Raw genomic sequence first — 24,296 nt, forward strand, 5'->3', positions numbered from 1 at the left:
CGGTTTTTTATTGTCTGTGTGTGTGCCAATTGGCGGGTTTTTTATTGCCCAAAATTTGAGGTCGTCATGTCTGGTAAAAATTTAACTTTTAAATTAATCATGGATGGTGATAGCAAGGGGCTTGTCACCGCTGCTAAGCAATCTGAAAACGTTACTAAAAAGGTTTTTGACAGTATCAAAGTTGAAGCGGATCAGTTGAAGCAGACAAGTAGTGATACAACCAAAGCACTTGGAAATATTGTTCCGGAGAAAAGTAAAGAGTTGGCAGATGGCCTAACTAAGTCACTAACTAGTGCCACTCAAATCATTCGGGATGCTGGAGATAATGCCAAAAGCACTGCAAAAAACTTTACCGATTTTGGTAAACAATCGATTAAATCTTTAGCGTTCTTAAAGTCTGACCTAGAGTCAGCCAAAAAGAGACTGGAAGATTTTTCTAAAACAAAAGCAACACCTGCAGATATTTCAGTTGCACAAAAACAAGTAGACCAGCTTGAGAGCGAAGTTCAGCAAGCTGAAAGTGCATTTATTGAATTTCATACCGAAGTTGGCAGGGCAAATGCCAGTCTTCGAAATACAGAAAGCGCTACACAGACTGCACAAAAAGGCCTAAATAACGCCAAATTTGCAGTCAATGCACTTGTTGGTGCTATGGCTACAATAGGTGTGGGGCTTGGTATTCGCGAATTGTCAGCGACAGCCGATTCATATACCAATCTTTCAGCACGAATTAATATCGCAACTAAAGAGGGCGGTAACTTTAAGTCTGCAATGGCTGGCGTGCACCAAATTGCTTTGATGACAAACTCAAGTCTGAGTGCAACAGGTGACTTGTTCACGAGATTGAACGCTGTTGGTAAAGACATTGGGATGACTCAGCAGAATTCGCTTGATTTAACTAAAACCATCAATCAAGCAATTCAAATCAGTGGTGTATCCGCACAAGCTAGCGAGGCCTTTACACAGCAATTTATCCAAAGTATGCAACAAGGTACGCTTCGTGGTGAAGAATACAATTCCATGATGGAAAATGGTTTTGGGGTTGCAGAAGCGTTAGCCAAGGGTTTAGGTGTCACCACTGGTGAACTTAAGAATATGGCTGACAATGGAGAGCTTGGCGCAGAGCGTGTTTATAAGGCTTTATTGAGTCAAAAGGATGCAGTACAACAAACCTTTGATCAATTTCCAACTACTATCGGTAATGCATTACAGCGCATTTCAACCAGTTGGGAAATTTTGATTGGTAAGATGGACCAGTCTAATGGTGCGAGTGCAACTGTAGCAGAATGGCTTGTAACGATTGCCGACAATATGGGGATTGTTGAAACTCTTTTAAGTGATATTGGTGAGGGATTTGTATGGGTGGGTGATCAACTTAAAAAGGTTGATCCAGAAACCGTTGTTGCGTTAAAAACTGCCCTAACTAGTATTTATGAAGTCATCAAAACAATAGGTGAAACACTGGGTGAAGCTTTTGTCATCACTCGTGATGTCTTAAATGATGTGTTAAGTGGAATATATGATTTCAATAACGGAATTGATGAGGCTAGCTCTAAAACGAATGGCTTCACCAAGGTGCTACAAGTTTTCAATGTTGCAATGGGTTTTATTAGCGATGGGTTTAAAGGAATTCAAATTGCTGCAAATTTATTCGTGGGAATTATCTATGATTTAGCAGCTGCATGGGTGCAATTGGTTTCAAAATTCACATGGGGTGATGTTAAGCAACAAGCTATTGCAGATATGGATGCAATGGCGACCAAGGCTCAGGAGTACTACAAGAAAGCTTCAGATGGTGCCTTAGAATTTAAATCTAAAGCTGTGCAAGCTCTTGATGAAATAGGTAAGACTCAAGAGCAAAAAAATGCTGAAAATTTGGCTGATTCCAAAAAACACCTGGATCAGGTGCTCGCAAATCAACAAACTGAGCTAAATGGAAAGAAAGCCACAGAAGATGAGAAGTTAAAGGCCGTTCAGGCCTACGCTGAATCTGCAATTGTCGCTAATAAAGGCCTAATGAATGGTGTGATGCAAGCCGATCTGATGACGAAAGGTTATATCGTCACTATGAACGAAGCAGGCAAAATATCTGTTCAAGCATGGGATGCATCTGCGGAAGGCGCTGAGAAAAATGTAGCTTCAGCAGATAAAGCTAGAAAGGCTGCGATTGCCTTGGGTCTGGATTTAGATGTTTCTTTAAATCGTGTTTCTGCGAAATTCAAGGAAAATGAAGCCAGTGTTAACAACTTTGTTTCGGGCTTGGAAGCGCTAGGGATTACAGGAAAACAAGCAGCAGATGTTACCTATGAGGCTTGGATTAAATGGCTGGAAATAGCTAAAAGTCAGGCAGAAATTGACGCTGCAAAATTAAAGCTTCAATCCTTTGGTGAGCAAGGAAAACTGTCAACTTCTCAGGTAGAAATGGGGATGCAGGCAGTTAAGCGTGCCGTGCAGGAATTGCCCGATGCCTTGAATCCAGTTGAGCAGGCATTCGAGCGCCTTGGTATAAAAACTAAGGAGCAACTAAAACTTGCTGCTGATTTAGCGATGAATGATTTCAATATTATTTTGAAAAGCGGTGAAGCCACGCAGGATGCTTTGCAAAAAGCTTATGAGGAAACTATTCGTTTGGCCTATGCGTCAGGTGATGCGCAGGTGATTGCTGCCGCAAATGCCAAAGCTGCTTATCTAGGCCTTGAAGTCCAAATAGATGCCACTGGCAAAGCTACAGTCTCTAAACTTGGCGAGATCCAACGTGCGGCTATTGTTACTCAGAGCAGTGTTAGTCAAGTATACCAGCCAACTGTGCAGAATCAGCCTGAGGTTGGTACGGATAAAAAAGCGTCTGATGATTACTGGGATAACTTTAAAGCTGAAATGAAAGCCAAAACGGATGCAGCGAATGCAAGAGCTCAAGCACAGCGATCAGGTGGTCGTTTGAGCAATATTGGCTCAGCGCTTACTGGTAGCAGTGAATTAGTTTACCAAGCGCCGGTAATGCCAGATGCGCCAATGGTTGCTTCTAGTTTTGATCTTACGCCGTTGCAAGATATTCAACCGACCGAGAAGAAGGTTCTGGAATTGCAGTCAGGCGTTAAAGTGGCTGAGCTACAAGGTACGACTGAAGCTGTTAATAGCGTTGAAGAAATGCTTCAAGAATTTGAAATGCTTAAACGGAGCATGTAATGAAATTAGTACGTAAAAACACATCAGAAACCATCCAATTAGAGGATGGTTTTTTTTGGTCTGATGAAAACTGGTCTGAGATACAGCAGAACCAGGAATATGCCATTAACGGTGCTTTGATTATTCAAGAAGGTCGAAAACAGGCGGGTCGGCCAATTACGTTACAGCCCGCCAACAAAACCAAAGGCTGGATCAAACTGCGTGACTTAAACAAGCTACGCGAATGGCAAAACCTTCAAGAGCAATTCACATTGCAATTTCAGTGGCCACATGATCAGCGGCGCTTCAACGTGGTTTTTAACCATAAAGATGGTGCCCTTGAAAGCTCAACAATCAAGGGTACACCTGCAACATCACTTGATACCTATTTTAATGTCACTATGCGATTCACCGAGGTAAGCGATGCCGATTGAAACCAACAACCTAAAACTGCTGGAGTCTGAACGCATTAAAACTGATGCTGAAGACGGTGGTGGTAAATATTCAGGCCGTGAAATTATCGATGGCCAAAGTAATAACTTGTTCAACGATATTTCTGAAATGGATCGAACAACAGGTCGCACATCAATCCAAAAGATTTATGCTGCAGTCAATACAGCTGATACTGATGCTTTGATGGGTGCTACAGTCTTTATTTCTGAAAATCCTAAAGATCCGAATGTTTCCGCCGTATTATTTAGTACCAATAGCTGGACGGATGAGCGATCGAGTGCGCAGAACCGAATCGAAAACTACTTGGCCAAAGGTGCACAGCTGACAGGCACACCACTTGATACACACTGGTTGGGCATGAAGTCGTTGCAAGTGGCCATGTTTCCACAGGAAGCAGAAAGTGCGATTGGTGCATCCATTGTGCTGATTTCGAATGAGGGCAAGCCTTTAGAGATTGAGCAGTATTTACGTATTACCGAAGTCTCAACACGTACTGCAATTTTGATGATTGATGGCAAGCAGATTGAATACAAGATTGCGACTTATGGCCTCAGTGATGCACTCAAAACTGATTTTGTGGGGCTATCAGCAAAGCAGTGGTACAACGGCGAAAAAAGCCAAACTATTATTCGTGACACCATTGTTGCTGATACCGGTAAATACTATGCCAGTGCAAATTTAAAAGAATCTGCACAGGTGGGGGATTATTCTGTTATTGCTGACAGTGTTTATACCCAGCTTGTTCCATCAGCGCAGACTGAAACACCAATGGTCAATATTAATGCGGCAGGCGATTCAGTAGCGTTAGTCAAAACTGCAAGTGGCGTATTAAACAAGACATTCCCGAATATCACAGTGAATACAGTGCAAGGCCTATACATCGGCTCAAGCGTAATGCCTAAATCGGTTGAATTTAATTTATTTGGTTCAGCGATTACTGACGTCGGTGGGGAGTTAAAGAATAGCGCTGGTACATCGATCGGCACAATTGATTATCAAAATGGCGCAATTGCTTGGAATAGCAATGCAGGGGCTGGTGTTGCAACAATCAGCATTCAGTTTATGCCTGCTGCTAAAGTCACCGCTCCAGTCGAGTCCATGCTGATTTATGTGAATCAAGAAAATAACGGGTTCAACTGGATTAAAAATTTAGTGCCACTACCATCACCTGGCAGTTTACAGTTTTCATATTTGGTGCAAAACCAAGTTTATACCTTGCGCGACAATGGCGCTGGCCAGTTACGTGGATCTGACTCATCCTTTGGTTCTGGCAGTGTAGATTATGAAACAGGTACCATGGCGGTCACTGTCGGTGAGCTTGCCGATGTGGGTAGCGCAATATTGCTGACTTGGAGCAATATGATTACAGCTCAAGAGCGTTCTGGGCTGGCCATCAATAAAGCTTATGTTGAGATTCCCGTAAATGATTCGATTGTGGCGGGAACATTGACTGTAGATTGGCTACTAAATGGTGTGACTAAGACTGCCACAGACAATGGACAAGGGCAGTTCACAGGTGATGCGACTGGTAACATCGATTATGCAGATGGTGTGGCTAAACTTATGCCAGTCTTGCTACCGAATGGTGGTACCACATTTAATGTTTCAGGGCAGAAAGGCCCTAAGTCAACCGTAAGTTTAACTGCGGTACCATCAGGCGGATCAATTACAGTTGAGTTAGATAATGGCTCTGCACCGCTGGTTCCTAAGTCTGTAAAAATCCGCGTGCCAGTAAAATACATGGGTTATTCGGGTGAAGTTGAACTGCGTGATATGCCTATAGATGCGACAACTGGCCACATGATCAATGGCGCGGGTCAGCAACAAGGTTCGATTAACTACACAACTCGAACCATTACAATTGCGCCAAGCGCCACGCTTGAAGCGATTGAGCGCGAAAAGGTTATGCGCCCTTACTACGGCACACATAATACATCCCAAGCAGCAATAGAAGCAGGCATGCTGGGGATGATTATTAATTATCAAAATGTCAAAACCACAAACACATTGACCTTAACTGAGGTGGCGACTGCAGTCACAGTGAGTGTTTCATATCGTGATGAATCAGCTGCGCAAAGCTGGAATGACACTGTGATCGGATCTGTACTTAAAACTGATTTAACAGAAGGTTTTGCTGAGCAAATTCTGGCAGGATCGGTGCGACTTACGCTAGCCAGCTCAACTTACGTTGATAAGATAGGATCTCTCTATCGAAACCCATCTGCAACCACAGGCGCTGGAACGCTTGCGGGTCAAATCCAGTATGGCAACGGCACTATTGAGATTTCATCGTGGGATGTAGGCGGCGCGAATAACCCAGTTTTGGAGTCATTGGCAACACAGCTAGAGAGTGTAAAAACCAACCAAGTGTCTTATCGTGCACCGATGATTCCAATTCGCGCTCAATCATTGACTTTATCCGCAGTGAAAGTTGAAGGTGGCGTGCTGAATGTTGTGCCAGATGGTTCAGGCACGATTGATACGGCAGACTGCGATGGATTCTTTAACTTTGACCAAGGCTATGGCCAATTCGTTTTTCGTGAAAAAGTAATTATTACTGAAGCGAATCGTGCAGAAATTATGGCGCAGGATTGGTATGTAGCTGAACTAGAATATGCGAAAGATGGAAAGCAATGGATTCATAAGCCGATTATGGTGTTGCCTGAAACCATCAAATATAGCGCAGTCGGATTTAGCTACATTCCCATTGATGCAGAGTTGCTTGGTTTATCTGCAGTGCGTTTACCCATTGATGGCCGGGTGCCGATTTTCCGCAGTGGTGAGATTGGTATAGTCAGCGCGAGTAAATCGCAGGAATTGCCTGATTATATTGCGGGAAAAATCTATGCTTTGGCTGATCAACGAATCTCTTGGTGTGAACTTGAAGATGCAAATGGAATCAAAATTCCTTTTGATATGTATACCGTTGACTATGACTACGGCAAAGTAACTTTAAACGGTGATTTTGCCCTGGGGAATCTAACAGGCCCATTGATTGCTAAATACCGCTATCAAGACATGGGCCTTGTACGTGATGTCAAAATCAATGGCCAGGTGACTTTTACTAAGCCGTTGACACATAACTATGATCCAGCAAACACCATTGTTGGATCTGCACTTGTGATTGGTGATATGAAATCGCGCTACACACGTTTATTTGTTCAACCAACATGGAATTCGGTGTGGTCAGATGAAGCGATTGGTGGCGCGATTTCTGCCAATTATAATGATGCCTTGTATCCGATTGAAGTGAGCAATAAGGGGGCAATTCAAGAACGCTGGGCTATGGTGTTTACCGATACAACTACGTTCAAGTGTGTTGGTGAATATACCGGTGAACTTGCACAACGTGGCACTACAACGACGGACTATGCACCTCTAAACCCAATCACCAATGCTCCATACTTTAAGATTAAAAAAGAAGGCTGGGGTAGCGGATGGGCGAATGGCAATACTATGCGCTTTAACTCAATTGGTGCGAATTATCCGATTTGGGTAATTCGTACCGTAAAGCAGTCTGAACCAACAGTGTTGTCTGATTCATTCCAAATCATGCTGCGCGGTGATATTGACCGGGTTGCTTAAACTTTAACTTTAATGACCGCTTCGGCGGTCTTTTTTTATGGGCTTTCGCTATGGCAACAGATGTAGATATTCAATATTTTAGCCACTTGAATGGCTTGGTGCTGAGTAATAATTGGGGAGATATGATCCGCCTTTTAGATGCTTGTCTAGTCAATGGGGTTGAACTGCCAGTTGTCACTTCAGCATCAATTGATGAGCAGGGTGACGTTCATATAACGCTATTTGCACCACATAAAGCTATGTTACTGCAAGTGGTTGAGCTTGTAGGTTTTGAGCCTATATCTTTAAATCAGAAGTATCGAATTAAAGGTGTGCCAAGTGACACGCAGTTAATCCTAAAACCAGCGAACACTATTGCTGAGACTGCAATTACAACTAAAGGCGCTAGCAAATTAGCATCACTGGGTTATGACATTATTTTTCGTGATGATAAGGATGTTAAGCGAGTTTATCGTGCAAAAACTCCTACATTGAAGCATCCGTATATTCGTGTCGATGAAACTATTTCTGATGGAACGAACTCATATAATTCTAGCTACGCAAAATCAGCAATGGTTGGTTTGCTTGAGCACATGGATCATATTGATGATTATCAAGATCCTAATGTGTTGCAATTACCGTTTGACCCTGAAAATCCCTCAAAAAATTGGACAATAGAAGGTAACGCAGGCAATTGTATTCGCGGTTGGTTTAAATGGCACTGGGCATATATGACTAGTACCGCCAACTATGCTGTGCAAGAAGCCGAAAGTAATGGATCAATGGCAGGTAACAGAGGGTTTACTCTATGTGGTAATCACAATTTTTTTATAGGCTCTATGGCAACAACTACAAATATTGCTTCCTCAAGATTGATTGGTTGTGGAATTTACGACACAAGTCTTCCAGATGATGTTATTAAGCCATGGTTTCTGATGGCGATGGAGGCAAAAATCAAAGCTAGTGATGGTAGCTTAACCACTATACTTGCAACAGGAGGAGACCCCATTGCTGTTCCTGAATCGGGCAGAGGATTTATTAGCACACGATATAGCCCCTTAAATCCTTTATCCGCACACATCATAACGTATGGCATTACATATAATTCAACAACAGGTCGAGCTGGGGCATTTGGGGGATCAGCTGTTCCAGCTTTAACCATTCCTATTTTTGATACAGGTGGTTTTTTAAAAGGGGCGTTACCTTGTGTATGTTATTCCGGAAGATTGATCTCTGGACTAACGCCATTGCTATCAGAGAATTCGATGTACGTAGAATCAACAATACGTACACGAATAGGTTCTGATACCAATCCCGGAGGTGTTTATTTTTATTTAGGTGAATTAGCATGAAACCGACGGGCTTTGTTGTTAAGAAAAATGGAGTGATGCTTCAAGACCTAAATGGCCTGATTTATAGCAGCATTAAGGGCTCTATCAACAAGCAGGGAGAGAAATACATAGATGCAATAGTTATACTTTACAATAGGTCGAATCTACTCCCAATTGCAGTAAGCAAGCCAGACATCAAAGGTCGCTATCAATTCTTAAATCTATATGCAGATTTGAAAACATTTATTGTTGCTTTTGACCAGAAACAACAATACAACGCAGTCATTCAAGATAATGTGGTGCCGAAATGATTCAACCCTCTTTAAAAGCTGGTCTTGTGCAACTTCAAGCGCTGGCGGCGTATCTCGATCAAGGAAGCTCAAATGCTTCCTTTGTTTTTTATGATGATGCGAAACCTGCTTCGGTCTCAGTAGCCGCGAATAATGCTGCTAAGTTGGTAATCTTAACTTTGCCGAAGCCTTGCTTAAAAACCATGCATGCTGATCGTATAGAGCTTTATCAGACTGATGCGGCAACGGTAACAAAAGCGGGAATTGCAATATGGGCACGACTGTTAAATGGTGCTGGTGAAGCTATTGCAGACTTTACCGTGGGTACAGATATAGAGCTGGCAAATCCCGAATTGGTGCTTGGCAGTACCTTAATGATGAACTCATTAATTCTAAAGCCGTCTACATAAGTGAGGTGGGCATGTGGCGAACTATATTCCACCTGATGCACATCATGTAAATCTTAATTTTAAAGATCTTGTGACCGGATCTGCAGATCTTAATTTTGGAGCGGATGAACAAAACCTCGCATCACTTGACGCAACCATTGATACCTCATTTTTGGCTTTGTTTCAGGCGCAGAGTTTTGATTTCAATGCACTTGAAGCTGAGATTAATGTTTCATTTCATGCTGAATTTAGCGCTGTATCAGGGCAAACTGCACGGCTTGAAGCAATCATCAACACAGATTTCGTTCCAGAGCTATATGTGGTAGGGATTAATGCGTATTGCTCCCTTGATGTTGTGATCAATACGTCATTCAATTCTGATTTTGATGCCTTGTTTGATATCAATCATCAATTAGGGGTGGAGCTGAGACTTAATACCGTATATGAAAAAGCGGTAGTACATCTTGGATCAACCGAAATACCATGGGCGAAACCTGTACTTAGGGTGTCAAACAGTAGCTTTTTTTATGACCGTGGTTTGGTGATCAATTATATTTCAGATGTGGGTTTTGAGCGTGGACTGACTTTATCTGAATCTATCTATTCTGTATTTGATCAGGGTTTAAAACTAAGTCGAAACCAAAGTATAGGTTGGCAAGAAAATCTCAAAATTCGTATTGTGCGGAACCTGTATTTTGATGAATCTATCAAGCTTCGATTGAATCGTGAATTTTCGCATCAAGAGATGATCCGAAAGCGACGGAATATTTCGTTTTCACATCAAGTCGCGCATATGATTGAAAAGCGGTTTAGTTTTGATTGGGACAAGGGCTTAGAGCTGGTCACACAAGATGAGATCCTTTGGGATAAAGCCAAATCTATCCATTATCGCAAGCATCCGATTGAACCATGGCCTGAGCCTGAAATTCCTCAATATGAGGGTACAGGCGATCTTGAGTTTGTATGCCTATGTCATGATATTGACTCACACAACGTCGTTCTGAATTTTGGGGCAGATGACTGCATTCCTGCAATTCCAAATAAAAACTGGTGGCATATCTTGAATACTTTATCTGTAACTCGCTTAGACAATGGTGAGGAAATAAATGTGCTGGATGGAAATTACAGTACGGATCGCAGTCGCTGGTGTTGGTCATATAGCTTGACTGTCCCAGCAGGTGAATTACCTAAACTTGAACCCATTAATAGCCAGCCCGTGATTTTGAAAATTATAGTGAATGGCAATGAGCATCAAATGCTTCTTGAAAATCGAAGTCGCGCACGGAAGTTTGCACAAGATGTTTATGTGCTCACTGGACGAAGCCAAACAGCATTACTTTCAGAGCCTTATTCACCTGTACGCTCATTTCTTCAAGAAAACGAACGCACTTCAGTACAGTTATGTCAGGCAGAATTGGATCGGGTGTTTAGCAATACACAATTGAATTGGCAATTGATTGATGAATTAGGGTGGATTGTTGCAAATAACAGTTTGAGTTATAGCAATTTAGCACCGATTTCTGTGATTAAAATGGTGGCAGAAAGCGGTGGTGGATTTGTGTATAGCGAAAAAAATGGCAATGCATTGACCATTAGGTCCCTTTATAAAAAGACCTTTTGGGATTCACTGACTATTGATGATTACGATCGGCTAATTCCTGAAAGTATTGTTACTGCGCAATCTACAGACTATGAGTTATATCCAGACTACAACGGCATCACACTCACCAATGACCGTACGGGAAAGCTTGCGCAAGTAAGACGAACCGGAACCAATGCAGACACGATCCTGCTGGCGGAAAATAATCCACTCTTTGATCACGTCAGTATGGGCTCTTTCGGGAAATCAAAACTGGCTAAAGCGGGAATGGTAGAAACCCACACCTTTACGATGCCGATCTCATTAGAAATTGGTGAGTGTGTACTAGGTGAAGTGCTTGCATTTAATTCTGAATGGTGGGGCATCGTGGATAGTGTCAGCGTCTCATTTAGTCATGCTGTGATCAATCAAACCATTAAAGTGGAGCGTGTGAATCATGAGTAATGCACTGCAACGTTTGATTGGCTTACTGCCTAAAGCGCCAGAATTTATTGGTACGATCACCAGTGAGAGCCATCCAAACTATAAAGTCTTAGTGGTCGATGGATCGGGTTTAGTGATGTGTACCAGCACAACACGTTATAACTTGGGTGCTACTGTATTTATTAGTGATGGAGAGATAAAGCGCTTAGCACCCAGTGGTGAAGTGATACAGATTGAAGTTTAAATAGTGACTAAATCAACAGCACCTTCGGGTGCTTTTTTATTGCCAAAAAATAGGGGAAATAAATGGAGCCAGTCTCTACAAGTGGTATTGCTACGTTTTTAAAGTTTTATGGTGCCGCGGTTGCAGTGACATTAGCCATCTGTTTGGTTGCAACTGTTGTCATCATGATGAGGCTTCCACGTTCACCACAAGAATGGGCGGTGGGGCTAATTTGTACTGTGGTATCCAGTCTTACAGGAGGTGCTTTTATCATTGTGAAATGGGGCCTACATGAATGGGTAACGGATATTTGGGGGATGATCGCCCTAGGTGGATTCTTCTTTATCTGTGGGCTACCAGGCTGGGCTGTTGTACGCTGGACTTTTAATTTTATTAACAAACAAGAAGGCAAAACGATAGTTGAAGTTGTGAAATATTTGAAAGAAGCAAAAGATGATCTGAAGAAGTAATTGTTAATTATTGATAAATAAGTCACATTTATTTCTTGTATGGTTGGTTTGTTGTCACTATAATCCGCGCAATTAGATTAAATGGTGAGCCTTTTCCATGCATACAATTTTGTGGGATGAAGAAAGTGTTTTTCCTGAGAAGATTCAATCTTTTAAGAAATTCTTAAAAAAATATCTAACATCACTGAATAGCACTGAACTTTTGCAGAACAAACCATTTAACTATGACTCAGAAAATGATGAATTTTTGAATCCATATATACAAGAATATTATGAGCTTTGGTCAATGGCTTAATACTGACTAAACATGAATACTAAATTGTAATTTATACCGCCTTAGGGCGGTTTTTTTATGCCCAAAGAAAAGCCCCGATAGCGCGAACTATCGGGGCTTTTTCATATCAACCTACAAGAAAGGAGACATGATCAATCTATGTTCGAATATTCTAAACCAATAGTGGAGCTGATGAAAGTGTCTATTGAAAAACATGGATTATGGCAAACTATTTTTGCCTTCTTAGTTTTATTTTCTATCCCAATTCTAATTTGGAAACTGCCTGAAATTATTTCAGCAATCAAGGCTTAATCTGACCCAATAAGAGGTCGTTTTTTTATTTTCTATGCACCGAAAGGTGTTTTTTATGCCTAAAGAAAAACCCCGACGTTGGAAGCATCGGGGTTTTATTTTTTCCAATCTACAGAGCGAGCAAAGAGGAAATGTATCTATGCCTGAAAGTATAACAGTGATTATTAAATTTGTAGAGGCAATCATGGATAAATATGATTTCTGGAAAGTAACACTCATCATCATATTAATGATACTTGCATGGAAATCCCCTGAATTAGTATCAGCAATTAAAGCTTAAGCCGACCCAATACGAGGTCGGTTTTTTATTGTCTGTGCGCGCCATAAAGCGCTTTTTTTATGCCTAAAGGAAAGTGAAATGAGTAAAAAATTAATCCCATCCCAAATTGAAGATCAAGCCAAAAAATTAGGCGTTGAAAGCGCCGTATTACGTGCAGTGATCGAAGTAGAATGCAAAGGCTCAGGCTTTAATGCTGATGGCACTCCAGTGATTCTATTTGAACGTCATGTGATGCGACAACGTTTGATAGCGAATGGCCAAGTAAAGATTGCAGATCAAATGATGATTAAGCGACCAGATCTATGTAGTAAAACGGCTGGTGGCTATGGATTATATTCAGCCCAACACGGGCGTTTAAATGTAGCGACACAATACCATCGTGCATCTGCATTAGAGTCTGTTAGCTGGGGCATTGGGCAGGTGATGGGCTATCACTGGCAGTCACTTGGTTATGCATCATTACAAGCCTTTGTAAATGCCATGTATAAAAATGAGGCTTCACAGCTTGAAGCAATGTGTCGCTATATCAAAGTGAATGGCTTGGTGAATGCTCTAAAGAATAAAGACTGGAAATCCTTTGCACGTGGCTATAACGGCGTCGAATACGCAAAGAATAGCTATGACATCAAATTGGCTAACGCGTATGAAAAGTTGTCATAACTGGTGGTGTAGAAAAAAATTGTTTTATTGCAAAATGCGATAAATTGGCTATAATTGTTATATAGCAAAATGCGATAATTAGTATGCATGTGATCACCCACGCTCGAATCATAGAAGCAAAGAATAAGTGGCCACAGGCTGAGACAGCATTGGATGGCTGGTACCGAATTATGAAAGCCAATGATCCTAAAGATTTTGCTGAAATGAAGCTGCTCTTTCCAGCTGTAGATAAAGTCGGAAAGTTGCATGTATTTGATATTGGCGGAAATAAGATACGGTTAATAGCGGTCGTAATGTATCAGGCAAAGCGCGTATACATTCGTTATGTCTTGTCCCATAAAGAATATGACAAAGGTCACTGGAAGGAGGGTTAATATGAATGCAATGATTAAACAGGCAGTAGATCACTGGCATTATGTTGCACCATTACTCAGCAAGCCTGAAAATGAAGATGATTTCAATACATTGGTTGAAGCATTGGATGACCTTTTGGATACGGTTGGTGATGATGAATCAAATCCTCTCATGGGGCTTATTCATCAACTTGGTGATTTAGTTTCTGCTTATGAGAATGAGCACTTACCAATGCCTAAAGGTGATGGTCGGGCCGCTTTAGCTTTTTTGATGGAGCAACACGGATTAGGGCAATCTGATTTAGCAGAAGTTGCAACTCAATCCGTCATTTCAGAAATTTTAAGCGGTAAACGTCAGTTGAATATTCGTCACATTAAGGCGCTGTCTGAGCGTTTTAATGTTTCGGCGGATACGTTTTTTTAAATAGAGCGCCATGTGGCGCTTTATTTTTTCCTCTTCAAACACTTCTTTCGATTTCCCCCTAGCAAGCAATCACATGCTTGACGATCCCCATAATGGTCTAAACTTTTTCATCCTGATTTCTTTCTTTTCTCATACCATTTCTGTGCTTGTTGACATGTAGGGAAATCAACGGTTTTTCATATTATATTTTATGTAATAAGTATCTGATAATTAATCGTAGTTTAAGATTTTTATTATATTTTACTGTTAGTACTTTACATGGAATAGATAATAATGGCGTCAAGTGAAAAATATCCAAAAATCATGATATATGCACATTGGTTAACCCTAGTTCTTGTATTAATCGCTTATTTTACGAGCGAAGGTCATATTGAAGATAGCTTGACTGGACAAGTACATGTGATTGCTGGAGGACTGGTTTTTATATTTTTCTATGTTCGTCTTCTTTTACTGATGTGGTTTAAAGCACAGATTCCTACGGTTTCATATTTATCTGAATTGCAAAAAACTGCTTTTACCTTAATGAAGGGCGCCTTATATGCTGGCTTATTCGCGGTCCCACTATTAGGGTGGTTTACTTTTGCTTCAACGCATGAGTCTTTTAACCTATTAGGAATCGAGTTACCTAAAGTACTTTTTATACATAATGTCGATCTTGGTGAGATTCATCCAATCGTTGCCAATATCTTTATGACATTGATTGGACTGCATGCATTGGCTGCATTAGTGCATCATTTTATTTTGAAAGATGGCGTTCTAAAGAGTATGAAATAGTAGGGTGAAGCGCCTTGTGGCGCTTTATTTTTCTTTAAAGTTGCTACCAAGTAAAACCACATTCTTTGGTTCAACCAATGAAACATTCTTCTTTTCATCAATTAATGCGCAAAGTGAAGACCCACACTTGATAAGAAAAAGTTCCTGACCGTCTGATTTAACTTTTGGAAGAACACGTACATCTTTCATTACTTCTGTAGAAATATTTTTCCCTTTTTTCTCAATATGAACGAAAGCTTGCAAAACTCCCCAAAATAAAATCATTGTTAATAGTGTGGTCAATGCGACCGTAGAATAGCTCTTTTCAATTCCATCAAAAAATTCAGAATTATGGATACGCAATACAGTCTTTTTTGGGCGTTCATTTTGTGGAATAAAGCTGGTGAGTTTTTTATCAATAGCCTTTCCAAATTCAAAATAAATAAAGATGCTTCGCCCAAAGAAAATTATGAGACCAGCCAAAAGAATATACAAATACTCATTCACACCTTTTAAAAAACCGACATAAATTTTATCTTGTACTGAAAAGTTAAGAACAACGGAGTCTATAAGGAAAGGGCTTAAATAACCGTTTAAATATATTTGGCCCGAAGTATAGAAAAAGACTGTTGTTAAAGTTAAAGCGATTGCTGCATCTAATGAAAAATTAAACTTCATGTCCTTTTCTTATTTCCTCTTCTTTAGCAAATTCTTACCATTATTTTCTAGAAGATAATTCAAGAACATAAATTACTGCTAAAATATTTCATAATGTCTCTATTATTAGTTAGATTAATGTTTTTAAATGGTTTATATATTTGAATTAAATGTTGAAAATGAAATATTTTTTGACCTTGCTGTATGAAAATATACAGCAAGGTCGGGAAAACTACTTATTAATTTTTACGTGTTTATAAAGTTTAATATCTGTAGATATTTTATTCATGTTACTGATTGCACGTAAAAAATACTGATCTTCATTTTTTGGGTTTGGAAGTTTTCTAGATATTAGCTGGCTAATTATTTCACATTTGCTTTCAATATGGTTAATTTGTTCTATGCTGAAAATTTCTTTAAATTTTTCATATGTATTAAAATATCTACCTAAAGGTCTTAATGATTCTGTTCTTACTCGTGAACCATTCAAAACTCTAATCATATAGGCAATAGAGCTACTGAAATGATTGAACGCTAGCTTGTGTGATTCTTTCTCAGAGAAGTAAGATTTCTCTATATAGCATCTAGCTAATTGTGTGTAGATGTCATCTACCCAATAGTTATTCCAATTTTTAGAAATTGATAAAGCAGTTTTTAAGTGGCTTAACGCATCATCAAGATTTTTTTGTGATGGAATGCTTATAATTGCTATGGCATATTGTAGCCAGAAGTGAGGATAATCTCTTTCTTCTTTTATTTCCCTTAAACCTTCATAAAATTCTATTAAAGAGGCTCTTTGGTTCGACTCGGGCATAATTAGGGAAGCATTTTTATAGCTAGCTAGATCACGATATATTTGCATGTATATATCTCGATTATGAACGACTTTACTTCTAATATTTTTACATATGGTAATTAAAGTTTGCACTAGTAGTTTTTGATCTGGAAAGTTTTGAAAGAAATTATTTGCAAAAATAGATGATTTTGGGAAGTAATAACCATCATTATCTTTATAGATTAGATGATTAAAAGCAGAACTTGATCGCAACTGTAAAGAACTAAAACTATTTTCTCCAGTCAATGCTGTAATTAAATAATTCGATGGATTTTGGATATTTACTATGTTTAAACATAGAATTGATACAATTATTTTTAATAATGTATCAGAGCTTTGAACTTCTAAATAAAGTTTATTTATCTTATCTTGCACTTGCTCTGATTTAATTATACCTAAAAGTATAGAACTAATTTCTTTTCGAGCATCATTAAAAATATAATTTTTCTTTTGATGTTGTTTATAACCTGCCAATTCTTGCCATAATCCATATCGCTCTAAATAGTAAGAAAAATTGTCTATATCAATCTTAGTTAATTTATCTATACATTCTTCAATTGTTTCGTGGGTTTCTAAGATTTTGTTTTCCATTAAGATGTCATTTATGTTTCTTTCATGTTCTGTTGTTCTTGAAAGTAAAAGTAATTTCGTATTATTAACACGTGAGAAATTAATTAATTTAATTAAATCTAGGTGTTTAGTATAATTTTCAATTAAAAATATTGTGTTCGGGTTATTTTTTATAATTTGCTCAGCTTCAAGACTTGCTAAGTTAACATCATATATATCTTTTAGTACATATGCTTTAAATCCTTGATTAATCATTTTGAGACAAATTGATTTTGCTAAAATGGTTTTACCATTAGCAAGTGATGAATATAATATTAAGTTATTTTTATTGGTAATATTTCTTATGCATAAATCCTCAATCTCACGTTTTATTATGTAGTCATTTTTACTATTATTTAATATCTCATTAGTAAATAATTCATTATTTATTTTTCCATAAGATAGTAACTCTTTGATATCCCCATATTCAGGGAGTCGTGTGGTATGGTCGTTAACTTCTAATTCATTGAAGTTATTTATGAAGAGTGGTTGATTTGATATAGCATTTGGATCTACAGATTTCAGATCATTGGCAAATTTTTCTATCCCAATAGGACAAACCTTTCCAAAAGTAGAAATATCTAAATCTTCGATTTCCTCAGAAGTAAGATCTGTTCGGTCAATGAAAAAAGTTTTATTTTTATTACTTTTATCTTTATGCAAAATTTCTTGTATTTCTATGTCGTATAATGAATACCCAATAAAAAATATTACGCTAGCTGTTTGTACATCACGATTAAATACTTCACTCCAATTGGAATCCCTAAATGAAATAGTTAAATAACTTCTATCAGTTAGTTTGAATGTATCATTCAGTTTGCTTTCTGTTAGGCTATTGATATAGCCATTTATATGTATAACCGTTTGTTTTTGAATATTTCCTCTAGGCTGTTTTTCCATATCAACAGGGTAAAAAATTTTTTTGTTTACCTCAGCAGAAGTTTCAAAAACATTATCATAATTGGTTGTATATACGCGTAGCCAATCAATATTAGCAATTTCTTCATGTGCTTTTGATGAATTACGTACAGTGAATAATTGTTGAAGTAAGTTAATTAAATCCTCTGTTGATTTTTTTTCCAGATATCGTGAAGATGCTTTTTTTAGATTTTCGGTTAATGTTGACTTAGATTCTTCACATAATCTTTTAGCTAATCCTGATGCAGTTGGTATTTTTTCTCCTAGAATTGATTCTAAACCATAAGAAAATCCAGACCCTAAAAATAAAATTGCTTTACCGCTTTTAGCGTATGCTAAGGCTTGTTCGTAATCCATATATCCCCCCAATAATTTATATTATGTATAAGTGATTTTACAAATATTATTATTTTAATCAATTAATAATATTTATTGGTAAGTAAAAAACCTAATGAAGTTAACTTTCATCACTTTTTTTTGAGAGTCCTTTCCCACGCTCAATTTCTTCACTTGTCAGCCTTATAGAGTTTTCCCCAAGCCTTTTCATAACAACAGCTAATAATTTCTCTAATGGTACACTTTCTAAATCCTCAATTTCATTTCTAAAGCTTTGCTCTAAACGAAATACAGCTTCAGCATTGATAGATCTGCCACTTTCTTTAGCAGCATTTTCAACCTGTTGTTTAAGTTCAATTGGTACACGAAGATTAAATTGTGGATCTGTTCTAGCCATCAAAATGAAACCTAAATAAATTTTAGTAAGAATATGCTAGTACGGTGCTTGACTTCAATATTAGCACGGTATTAGTATTAGCACTGTGATATCAATAAAGAGTCTCTTAAATGTCAAGACAAGATAGACAATTGAATATTCGAATACCCCATAAATTAATGGAAGAGCTAAAAAAGAATGCGGAATTAAACAAAAGATCTATGACAGCTCAGCTAAATTTTATTATTGAACAGTGGTTGAAAAATCAGCCAAATAGTTAATACAAACAATGAAGCCCCTCAATCTTGGCGGACTAGGGGCTTCTGTCTAAACTTTGGAGAAAAGACATGAGTAGTCTAGCATTAACATTTAATGAAGTGAACTTGAAACCACTATTAGTGAATAATGGACAATTATGGATAGGGGTAACCCAAATTGGGTTAGCCTTAGGATATGCCAATCCTGAAACAGCTATAACTAAAATTTTCAATCGTAAGTCTGATGAATTTACTTCTGATATGACTCGTTTAGTTGAAGTACAGACGAATGGTGGCCTACAGCAAATTAGAGCTTTTTCTTTACGAGGTTGCCATCTCATCACATTCTTTGCCCGCACACCAGTCGCTAAAGAATTCCGCAAATGGGTACTTGATGTACTAGAAAAAGAAGTTCTGCAACAGCAAATCGACACACGAGTAAAAATCAACTCAGAGCAACAAGCTGAACTCAAAGAAATTGTAGACCGACGTGCCCAAGGTGAACGCAGACTGCATGCAGAAATGTGGTCACGCCACAATAAACACTTTCGCATTACACGTTATAGCGATCTGTTGGCCATACACTTCCAAGATGCCGTGAATTACCTAGAGACTCTAGAAATCAAGTCAAAAGGGAACATCTATATAGATGAAAAACAATCACTAGAAATGCTCTGCGTACATGCTCGATTCTTTCAAGCATGGTGGAATACACATAGCCCAGCATTGGCCAAACTTAATCCAGCACTGGTGAGCATGCTCCATGACAATATGTTTTCTATGAGTAGTGCCATATCCAGCGTGAGTAAAAAATGTGAATTTACCATGCCAAACTATGACTACGACCACATGTTTGAACTTAAAACATTACCGCATGAGCGATACAGATTGTTGAAGTAATAAATAGACCGCCTTCGGGCGGTTTTTTATATCTATAGGAAAGTGAGATAAGCTGATGCAAAACGATTAAGTGATACTTGGCCATAATAAGTAAAAGCCCTCAAGAGAGGGTTTTGATTTTTTAGTTAGTTCTCTCTTAGATGAATCAAATTTTCTAACAAGTAGTCAGCTATGTTTTTTAAAGATCCAACCTTTATATGCGAATAAAAAATGTAGACTGATATGTAGACTGTTGATTTGCACTTGTAGACAACTACATATTGTTAGTGCGAAGTGTCAGTTGTATCTAATATCTTTATTTACAGTTGCTTATGAGTATTTATTACTAAATCCATTGAATTCTAAATTATGGTTCAAGAACTGGCGTTTCTAATCTTGTTTGTTCTGTAGAAGTAAAAATATCCGCCTAAATTTAAAACCATTTAGGCGGTTTTTTATTACGGTGCATTTTCAATGGTGCAAACAATTAAATCATGCGACATTTATTTATATTGAGCGGGTTAAATTTACTAAAGTGTTTTTTAGTATGTAATGATAAAGATATACGGTTATAAATCTAGCTGAAGAGGTTGGTACAATTTAATAGTAGAAACTGATAAAAGTATGCTAAAAAAAATAGAACACATCAGGATAATAAAATGTACTTAAAAACTTTAATAAATTTTACGGTGGGTTTAGCGCTAGTAGCGAGTCAATCAGCAATTGCAAATGAGATTTCGGATACATTTAAAGGAAAAACGAAACTCAATTTGAATCTTTATGTTTTTGCCGCGGATATCGATGGCGATATTAGCAAAGGTCCTATTTCCTATGAGGTTGAACAGCCTTTTAAAGAGACGTTAAAAGAGTTAGATAAATCCTATATGGCACATTTGGATTTGAGTAAAGGCAAATGGGGGATTTATGCAGATCGTCAATATGTAAAAACTTCTCAAGATAAACAGGTTTTGCATGTTCCTTTGGCTTTAGCGACTAAGTTGGATCAAAGTAGCTACGGTATTTATTATCAGGCCTATGTTTCCCCTGAGCAAACCAAAGATCAATACGCTAAATTCATTGTTGAGCCCACTATAGGTATGCATCATACAGATGCCAGTGCAACACTTGGTGCTTTAAATCATAAGATTCAAGCTTCTACAGACTGGGATGAATTCTTTTGGGGTACACGATTTAAATATAACCTCGATTCTGCGTGGAATTTTGCTTCAGAAATCACTTTTGGGGTTGAAGATACCCGTTCTGTACAAGCTTATGTCGGTTACCGCATTCCTGTATTTAACCGACATTTGAATATACGTGGGGGCTATCGTTATTTTGAGCAAGATTATACAAGTGGTGATTTCAAGTGGGATATTAAAGAACACGGACCAGTCGTCGGCATAAATTTACCAATTTTTTAAATAGAGGTGTTTCATGAATAAAGCATTACAAAAAGTGTTATTCGCAGCAGGATTGATGTTTGCTGCTGAAATGGCTTCGGCATGTACGCGTGTTATTTTTCAGGGCAATAATGAGATTATGACAGCCCGCTCAATGGATTGGAAAAGTGATGTCGGCACAAACCTATGGATTTTACCCAGTGAGGTTAAGCGTAGTGGTTTGGCTGGTCCAAAATCTGTGCAATGGACGTCAAAATACGGCAGTGTGGTTGCAACAGGCTACGATATTGCCACGACTGATGGCGTCAATGAAAAAGGCCTCATGGCAAATTTATTGTGGTTAGTAGAGTCTGAATATCCTGCAGTGCAAAAAAATACCAAAGCAACTTTAAGTATTTCACTATGGGCTCAATATGTATTGGATAATTTTAGCTCGGTAGATGAAGCGATCAAGTTTTTAGAAAAAGAACCGTTTGTAGTCGTATCAGATCACGTGCCAGGTGAAAATCGCTTAGCGACGTTACATTTATCAATTTCAGATGCAACAGGCGACAGTGCCATTATTGAATATATTAATGGCAAGCAGGTCATTCATCATAACCGCAAGTATCAAGTGATGACCAATTCACCTACCTTTGATCAGCAACTGGCGCTCAATACATATTGGCAACAAATCGGTGGCACCACCATGCTACCAGGAACAAACCGCGCAGCTGATCGTTTTGCTCGTGCATCGTTCTACACCAATGCCATTCCAAAAAATGCAGATCAAAAACATTCTTTGGCAGGTGTATTTAGCGTGATTCGAAATGCTTCAGTACCTTTTGGCTTAAATACAGAAGAAGAGCCGAATATTTCATCTACTCGCTGGCGTACAGTTATAGACCATAAGCGTGGTTTGTATTTCTTTGAGTCGGCTGTTTCGCCTAATGTGTTTTGGGTGGATTTAAAAGATATCAACTTTAAAGATGGTCAAGCCAAGAAGTTGGAGCTGGGTGCAGATCAGGCCAAAGTATATGCAGGCAAAGCCAATGATTCATTTAAAGTGACTAAACCATTTGAGTTTTTAGGCGCTCGTTAATCTAATCAAAATAGATTTAAAAAAAGTAATCCTAGGATTACTTTTTTATTTTGCAGTGTATTTACGCCGTATACATACTTTACTCTTTGAAAGTTTCATTGAGTGCATTTTGCACAGCGTCAACTCGAGATTTACAAGCTTTATAGGCTTGCATAGATTCCTCAACAATTTTCATCAAATTATCAATATCTGGTTCTTGTTGCGATTCTAGCAATTCAGCATTTTTCTTTAAAACGTCGTAGCCTTGTTTAAAGCTGATAGATTCATTACTCATGGTAATACTCCCGTATGCGGGTGAATATGGCTCAGTTCGGCATCTAAAATGCCATCCTGAAGTTCAATTTGGATAGGTTGAGAGGCCTTTAGCTGTTGAACATGACGAATGCTGTGGCCATCTTGACGCACAACAGCAAAGCCCTTGGAAAGTACTGTGCGTGGGTTTTGTAGTAGCGCTTCACGCATTAAAGCTTCCATTTGATGTTTGGCAAATTTCAGTTGCTGATTGGCATAGTTTTCAGTCAGTCCAATGAGCTGCGTGAGCTGCTTGGAGGCATCCTGTAGCTGGTTTTGTGCAAGGGTTTGAATCAGGGTTAAGAGTTTGTCATTTTGACTTTGATACACGCTAATTTGCTGTTGTGACATGAGCTGGATGCTTTGCAAATAGTCGCTGACTTCCTGTACACGTTCCACAATATGATTTCGGATACCTGCGATGACTTTACTTGGCGTATCAAAAGAACGGTGCGCGATTTCATCTAAAATTGTACGGTCTTTTTCATGACCGATGCCGACCCAAATAGGAACGCTACGCTTACAAAGTAAAGCCGCTAAGTCATAGTCATTTAAATAGGCTAGATCATTGACTGCACCACCACCACGAATAATCACAATGAGGTCTGGGGCGGTATCATATTGGTTTGCCCATTGTCTTAAACCTAAGGCCAAGGCATCTCGAATACTTTGCGCCGCTGTATTGCCTTGAAACGTCGCATAATGATAAATAAATTGGCACACTTTGGCATTGGACAGTGCATCTGCATCTTTTTTAAAGTCACCCAAGCCTGCTGCTTTTTCTGGAGCAATAACCAACACACGTTGAATATCAAAAGGGGATGCTAAACGTATATTACGTTCGATTAAGCCTTCTTCTGTTAATTTTACTAAGATTTGCTGGTAGCGTTTGGCTAAATCACCTAACGTAAAGCTAGAGTCAATTTCTTCTACATTCACAGAAAAGCCGTACTGTGGATCAAATCGGGCACGTACTTTAATAAGCACATTCAAATCACGACTGAGTTCAATACCACTTTCTTTTTCAAATGTGCAGACGATTTTTGACGCCGTAAATTTCCATATTGTCGCTTTACAGCTGGCAATGACTTTGTCACTGTCAGGATCTTTTTCTGCCAGTTCTAAATAGTAATGACCACCTTTAATATTTAGATTACGAATCTCCGCCTTGACCCATACAGCATCATCAAAAGCCAGTTTGATGACGTTTTGAACGGCTGATAGATATTCACTCAGTGAAAGTTGTGAGTCGTTCATTAATTAATAGAGTATAAATTATGCAAAATGTTAACAAATTATAAGTTTTTTTTAGGGGGAAAAACATGAATTTTGTATAAAATATTTAAGTAGTTCATAAACTGAGTGAATCTAAATTATTGTGGGCCTCACGAGATGAAAAAAAATTAAATATGTATGTAAAATAATCATATATTTTATTTTTTTTAATTTAACCATTTAAATAACGAAAAATAATTGAAAAAATCACTGTAAATTATTATTAATTATTGTTTTTTCTTTCACTATTTTGATAGTTATTGCCAATTGGTTTGCTGTTTTTTGTAAAGATAAGCTAAATATAAAAATATATTTATTAAAAAATAGAAAATAAAAAATGGCTTAAAATTCTACAAATTTTGATTAAAAAATCGATTTTTCAGCGTTATTTTTTGCTTTTTTTAGTATTTTTTCTTAT

The 24,296-nt window shown here is 38.3% G+C and carries 24 protein-coding genes; 19 read left to right on the forward strand and 5 right to left on the reverse strand.

Translation table 11 applies throughout. From position 1 onward, the window contains the following. Positions 1-66: 66 nt before the first annotated feature. The 15 genes from DYI81_RS06805 to DYI81_RS06875 all read left to right on the forward strand — a co-directional run bounded on the left by DYI81_RS06805 (position 67) and on the right by DYI81_RS06875 (position 14,985). A complete protein-coding gene (locus DYI81_RS06805; RefSeq protein WP_117007086.1) occupies positions 67-3,186 on the forward strand; it encodes a tape measure protein in 3,120 nt (1,039 codons plus the stop codon). Further along, positions 3,186-3,599: a hypothetical protein gene (locus DYI81_RS06810; protein WP_117007087.1), complete on the forward strand. Its 414-nt coding sequence runs from the start codon at positions 3,186-3,188 to the stop codon at positions 3,597-3,599. The genes DYI81_RS06805 and DYI81_RS06810 overlap by 1 nt, the downstream gene beginning before the upstream one ends. Beyond that, complete coding sequence (locus DYI81_RS06815; RefSeq protein ID WP_117007088.1) at positions 3,589-7,203, forward strand: hypothetical protein; 3,615 nt, start codon at positions 3,589-3,591, stop codon at positions 7,201-7,203. Before DYI81_RS06810 ends, DYI81_RS06815 begins: the two co-directional genes overlap by 11 nt. Positions 7,204-7,253: 50 nt before the next feature. Further along, positions 7,254-8,534: a hypothetical protein gene (locus DYI81_RS06820; RefSeq protein ID WP_117007089.1), complete on the forward strand. Its 1,281-nt coding sequence runs from the start codon at positions 7,254-7,256 to the stop codon at positions 8,532-8,534. Next, positions 8,531-8,824, forward strand: a complete 294-nt coding sequence (locus DYI81_RS06825) for a hypothetical protein (protein ID WP_117007090.1) — start codon at positions 8,531-8,533, stop codon at positions 8,822-8,824. Before DYI81_RS06820 ends, DYI81_RS06825 begins: the two co-directional genes overlap by 4 nt. Further along, positions 8,821-9,213 (forward strand): hypothetical protein, encoded by a 393-nt coding sequence (locus DYI81_RS06830; RefSeq protein ID WP_117007091.1) that lies wholly within the window; start codon positions 8,821-8,823, stop codon positions 9,211-9,213. The genes DYI81_RS06825 and DYI81_RS06830 overlap by 4 nt, the downstream gene beginning before the upstream one ends. A 13-nt stretch (positions 9,214-9,226) precedes the next feature. Beyond that, entirely contained in the window at positions 9,227-11,236 is a 2,010-nt protein-coding gene (locus tag DYI81_RS06835) for a hypothetical protein (RefSeq protein WP_117007092.1), read from the forward strand. Beyond that, positions 11,229-11,459 (forward strand): hypothetical protein, encoded by a 231-nt coding sequence (locus tag DYI81_RS06840; protein ID WP_117007093.1) that lies wholly within the window; start codon positions 11,229-11,231, stop codon positions 11,457-11,459. The genes DYI81_RS06835 and DYI81_RS06840 overlap by 8 nt, the downstream gene beginning before the upstream one ends. A gap of 62 nt (positions 11,460-11,521) precedes the next feature. Next, the gene (locus DYI81_RS06845) at positions 11,522-11,908 is read left to right on the forward strand and encodes a hypothetical protein (protein WP_117007094.1); all 387 of its coding nucleotides are present in this window, start codon (positions 11,522-11,524) and stop codon (positions 11,906-11,908) included. 97 nt (positions 11,909-12,005) lie between these two features. Continuing rightward, positions 12,006-12,203, forward strand: coding sequence for a hypothetical protein (locus tag DYI81_RS06850; RefSeq protein WP_117007095.1), 198 nt, complete (start codon positions 12,006-12,008; stop codon positions 12,201-12,203). Positions 12,204-12,549: 346 nt separating this feature from the next. Beyond that, a complete protein-coding gene (locus DYI81_RS06855; RefSeq protein ID WP_117007096.1) occupies positions 12,550-12,774 on the forward strand; it encodes a hypothetical protein in 225 nt (74 codons plus the stop codon). 78 nt (positions 12,775-12,852) lie between these two features. Then, positions 12,853-13,434: an N-acetylmuramidase family protein gene (locus DYI81_RS06860; RefSeq protein ID WP_117007097.1), complete on the forward strand. Its 582-nt coding sequence runs from the start codon at positions 12,853-12,855 to the stop codon at positions 13,432-13,434. A gap of 83 nt (positions 13,435-13,517) precedes the next feature. Continuing rightward, positions 13,518-13,808, forward strand: a complete 291-nt coding sequence (locus tag DYI81_RS06865; protein ID WP_117007098.1) for a type II toxin-antitoxin system HigB family toxin — start codon at positions 13,518-13,520, stop codon at positions 13,806-13,808. Position 13,809: 1 nt separating this feature from the next. Further along, complete coding sequence (locus DYI81_RS06870; RefSeq protein WP_117007099.1) at positions 13,810-14,211, forward strand: helix-turn-helix domain-containing protein; 402 nt, start codon at positions 13,810-13,812, stop codon at positions 14,209-14,211. Positions 14,212-14,484: 273 nt separating this feature from the next. Next, positions 14,485-14,985, forward strand: a complete 501-nt coding sequence (locus DYI81_RS06875; protein ID WP_117007100.1) for a cytochrome b/b6 domain-containing protein — start codon at positions 14,485-14,487, stop codon at positions 14,983-14,985. Positions 14,986-15,009: 24 nt separating this feature from the next. Here the strand turns inward: DYI81_RS06875 and DYI81_RS06880 are convergent, their stop codons facing one another. The 3 genes from DYI81_RS06880 to DYI81_RS06890 all read right to left on the reverse strand — a co-directional run bounded on the left by DYI81_RS06880 (position 15,010) and on the right by DYI81_RS06890 (position 18,716). After that, the gene (locus DYI81_RS06880) at positions 15,010-15,642 is read right to left on the reverse strand and encodes a hypothetical protein (RefSeq protein ID WP_117007101.1); all 633 of its coding nucleotides are present in this window, start codon (positions 15,640-15,642) and stop codon (positions 15,010-15,012) included. 211 nt (positions 15,643-15,853) lie between these two features. Beyond that, a complete protein-coding gene (locus DYI81_RS06885; protein WP_117007102.1) occupies positions 15,854-18,340 on the reverse strand; it encodes an SIR2 family protein in 2,487 nt (828 codons plus the stop codon). 100 nt (positions 18,341-18,440) lie between these two features. Then, on the reverse strand, positions 18,441-18,716 hold the full coding sequence (locus DYI81_RS06890; RefSeq protein WP_117007103.1) for an Arc family DNA-binding protein: 276 nt from the start codon (positions 18,714-18,716) through the stop codon (positions 18,441-18,443). Between the two features lie 110 nt (positions 18,717-18,826). Here DYI81_RS06890 and DYI81_RS06895 point away from each other — a divergent pair, with 110 nt between their 5' ends. The 4 genes from DYI81_RS06895 (at position 18,827) to DYI81_RS06910 (ending at position 22,312) form a co-directional block, all read left to right on the forward strand. Beyond that, positions 18,827-18,976: an Arc family DNA-binding protein gene (locus tag DYI81_RS06895; protein WP_117007104.1), complete on the forward strand. Its 150-nt coding sequence runs from the start codon at positions 18,827-18,829 to the stop codon at positions 18,974-18,976. A gap of 66 nt (positions 18,977-19,042) precedes the next feature. After that, positions 19,043-19,852: a Bro-N domain-containing protein gene (locus DYI81_RS06900; RefSeq protein WP_117007105.1), complete on the forward strand. Its 810-nt coding sequence runs from the start codon at positions 19,043-19,045 to the stop codon at positions 19,850-19,852. Between the two features lie 638 nt (positions 19,853-20,490). Then, entirely contained in the window at positions 20,491-21,252 is a 762-nt protein-coding gene (locus DYI81_RS06905) for a hypothetical protein (RefSeq protein ID WP_117007106.1), read from the forward strand. Between the two features lie 13 nt (positions 21,253-21,265). Then, positions 21,266-22,312: a linear amide C-N hydrolase gene (locus DYI81_RS06910; protein WP_117007107.1), complete on the forward strand. Its 1,047-nt coding sequence runs from the start codon at positions 21,266-21,268 to the stop codon at positions 22,310-22,312. Positions 22,313-22,391: 79 nt separating this feature from the next. On the opposite strand, the gene xseB is transcribed toward DYI81_RS06910, so the two are convergent. Together xseB and xseA are read right to left on the reverse strand one after the other, a co-directional pair. After that, positions 22,392-22,586 carry an exodeoxyribonuclease VII small subunit gene (gene xseB / locus DYI81_RS06915; protein WP_106984856.1) on the reverse strand — a complete coding sequence of 65 codons (195 nt, stop codon included), beginning with the start codon at positions 22,584-22,586 and terminating at the stop codon, positions 22,392-22,394. Next, the gene (gene xseA / locus DYI81_RS06920; RefSeq protein ID WP_117007108.1) at positions 22,583-23,860 is read right to left on the reverse strand and encodes an exodeoxyribonuclease VII large subunit; all 1,278 of its coding nucleotides are present in this window, start codon (positions 23,858-23,860) and stop codon (positions 22,583-22,585) included. Before xseA ends, xseB begins: the two co-directional genes overlap by 4 nt. Positions 23,861-24,296: the final 436 nt, after the last annotated feature.

This window comes from Acinetobacter sp. SWAC5, from assembly GCF_003419885.1.
Taxonomy (GTDB): Bacteria; Pseudomonadota; Gammaproteobacteria; order Pseudomonadales; family Moraxellaceae; genus Acinetobacter; species Acinetobacter cumulans.

Bases quoted from the DNA above. Each gene is read 5' to 3' on its own strand.
- DYI81_RS06805 (WP_117007086.1), top strand. From the start codon at position 67: ATGTCTGGTAAAAATTTAACTTTTAAATTAATCATGGATGGTGATAGC.
- DYI81_RS06810 (WP_117007087.1), top strand. From the start codon at position 3,186: ATGAAATTAGTACGTAAAAACACATCAGAAACCATCCAATTAGAGGAT.
- DYI81_RS06815 (WP_117007088.1), top strand. From the start codon at position 3,589: ATGCCGATTGAAACCAACAACCTAAAACTGCTGGAGTCTGAACGCATT.
- DYI81_RS06820 (WP_117007089.1), top strand. From the start codon at position 7,254: ATGGCAACAGATGTAGATATTCAATATTTTAGCCACTTGAATGGCTTG.
- DYI81_RS06825 (WP_117007090.1), top strand. From the start codon at position 8,531: ATGAAACCGACGGGCTTTGTTGTTAAGAAAAATGGAGTGATGCTTCAA.
- DYI81_RS06830 (WP_117007091.1), top strand. From the start codon at position 8,821: ATGATTCAACCCTCTTTAAAAGCTGGTCTTGTGCAACTTCAAGCGCTG.
- DYI81_RS06840 (WP_117007093.1), top strand. From the start codon at position 11,229: ATGAGTAATGCACTGCAACGTTTGATTGGCTTACTGCCTAAAGCGCCA.
- DYI81_RS06845 (WP_117007094.1), top strand. From the start codon at position 11,522: ATGGAGCCAGTCTCTACAAGTGGTATTGCTACGTTTTTAAAGTTTTAT.
- DYI81_RS06850 (WP_117007095.1), top strand. From the start codon at position 12,006: ATGCATACAATTTTGTGGGATGAAGAAAGTGTTTTTCCTGAGAAGATT.
- DYI81_RS06855 (WP_117007096.1), top strand. From the start codon at position 12,550: ATGCCTAAAGAAAAACCCCGACGTTGGAAGCATCGGGGTTTTATTTTT.
- DYI81_RS06860 (WP_117007097.1), top strand. From the start codon at position 12,853: ATGAGTAAAAAATTAATCCCATCCCAAATTGAAGATCAAGCCAAAAAA.
- DYI81_RS06865 (WP_117007098.1), top strand. From the start codon at position 13,518: ATGCATGTGATCACCCACGCTCGAATCATAGAAGCAAAGAATAAGTGG.
- DYI81_RS06870 (WP_117007099.1), top strand. From the start codon at position 13,810: ATGAATGCAATGATTAAACAGGCAGTAGATCACTGGCATTATGTTGCA.
- DYI81_RS06875 (WP_117007100.1), top strand. From the start codon at position 14,485: ATGGCGTCAAGTGAAAAATATCCAAAAATCATGATATATGCACATTGG.
- DYI81_RS06880 (WP_117007101.1), bottom strand. From the start codon at position 15,642: ATGAAGTTTAATTTTTCATTAGATGCAGCAATCGCTTTAACTTTAACA.
- DYI81_RS06885 (WP_117007102.1), bottom strand. From the start codon at position 18,340: ATGGATTACGAACAAGCCTTAGCATACGCTAAAAGCGGTAAAGCAATT.
- DYI81_RS06890 (WP_117007103.1), bottom strand. From the start codon at position 18,716: ATGGCTAGAACAGATCCACAATTTAATCTTCGTGTACCAATTGAACTT.
- DYI81_RS06895 (WP_117007104.1), top strand. From the start codon at position 18,827: ATGTCAAGACAAGATAGACAATTGAATATTCGAATACCCCATAAATTA.
- DYI81_RS06900 (WP_117007105.1), top strand. From the start codon at position 19,043: ATGAGTAGTCTAGCATTAACATTTAATGAAGTGAACTTGAAACCACTA.
- DYI81_RS06905 (WP_117007106.1), top strand. From the start codon at position 20,491: ATGTACTTAAAAACTTTAATAAATTTTACGGTGGGTTTAGCGCTAGTA.
- DYI81_RS06910 (WP_117007107.1), top strand. From the start codon at position 21,266: ATGAATAAAGCATTACAAAAAGTGTTATTCGCAGCAGGATTGATGTTT.
- xseB (WP_106984856.1), bottom strand. From the start codon at position 22,586: ATGAGTAATGAATCTATCAGCTTTAAACAAGGCTACGACGTTTTAAAG.
- xseA (WP_117007108.1), bottom strand. From the start codon at position 23,860: ATGAACGACTCACAACTTTCACTGAGTGAATATCTATCAGCCGTTCAA.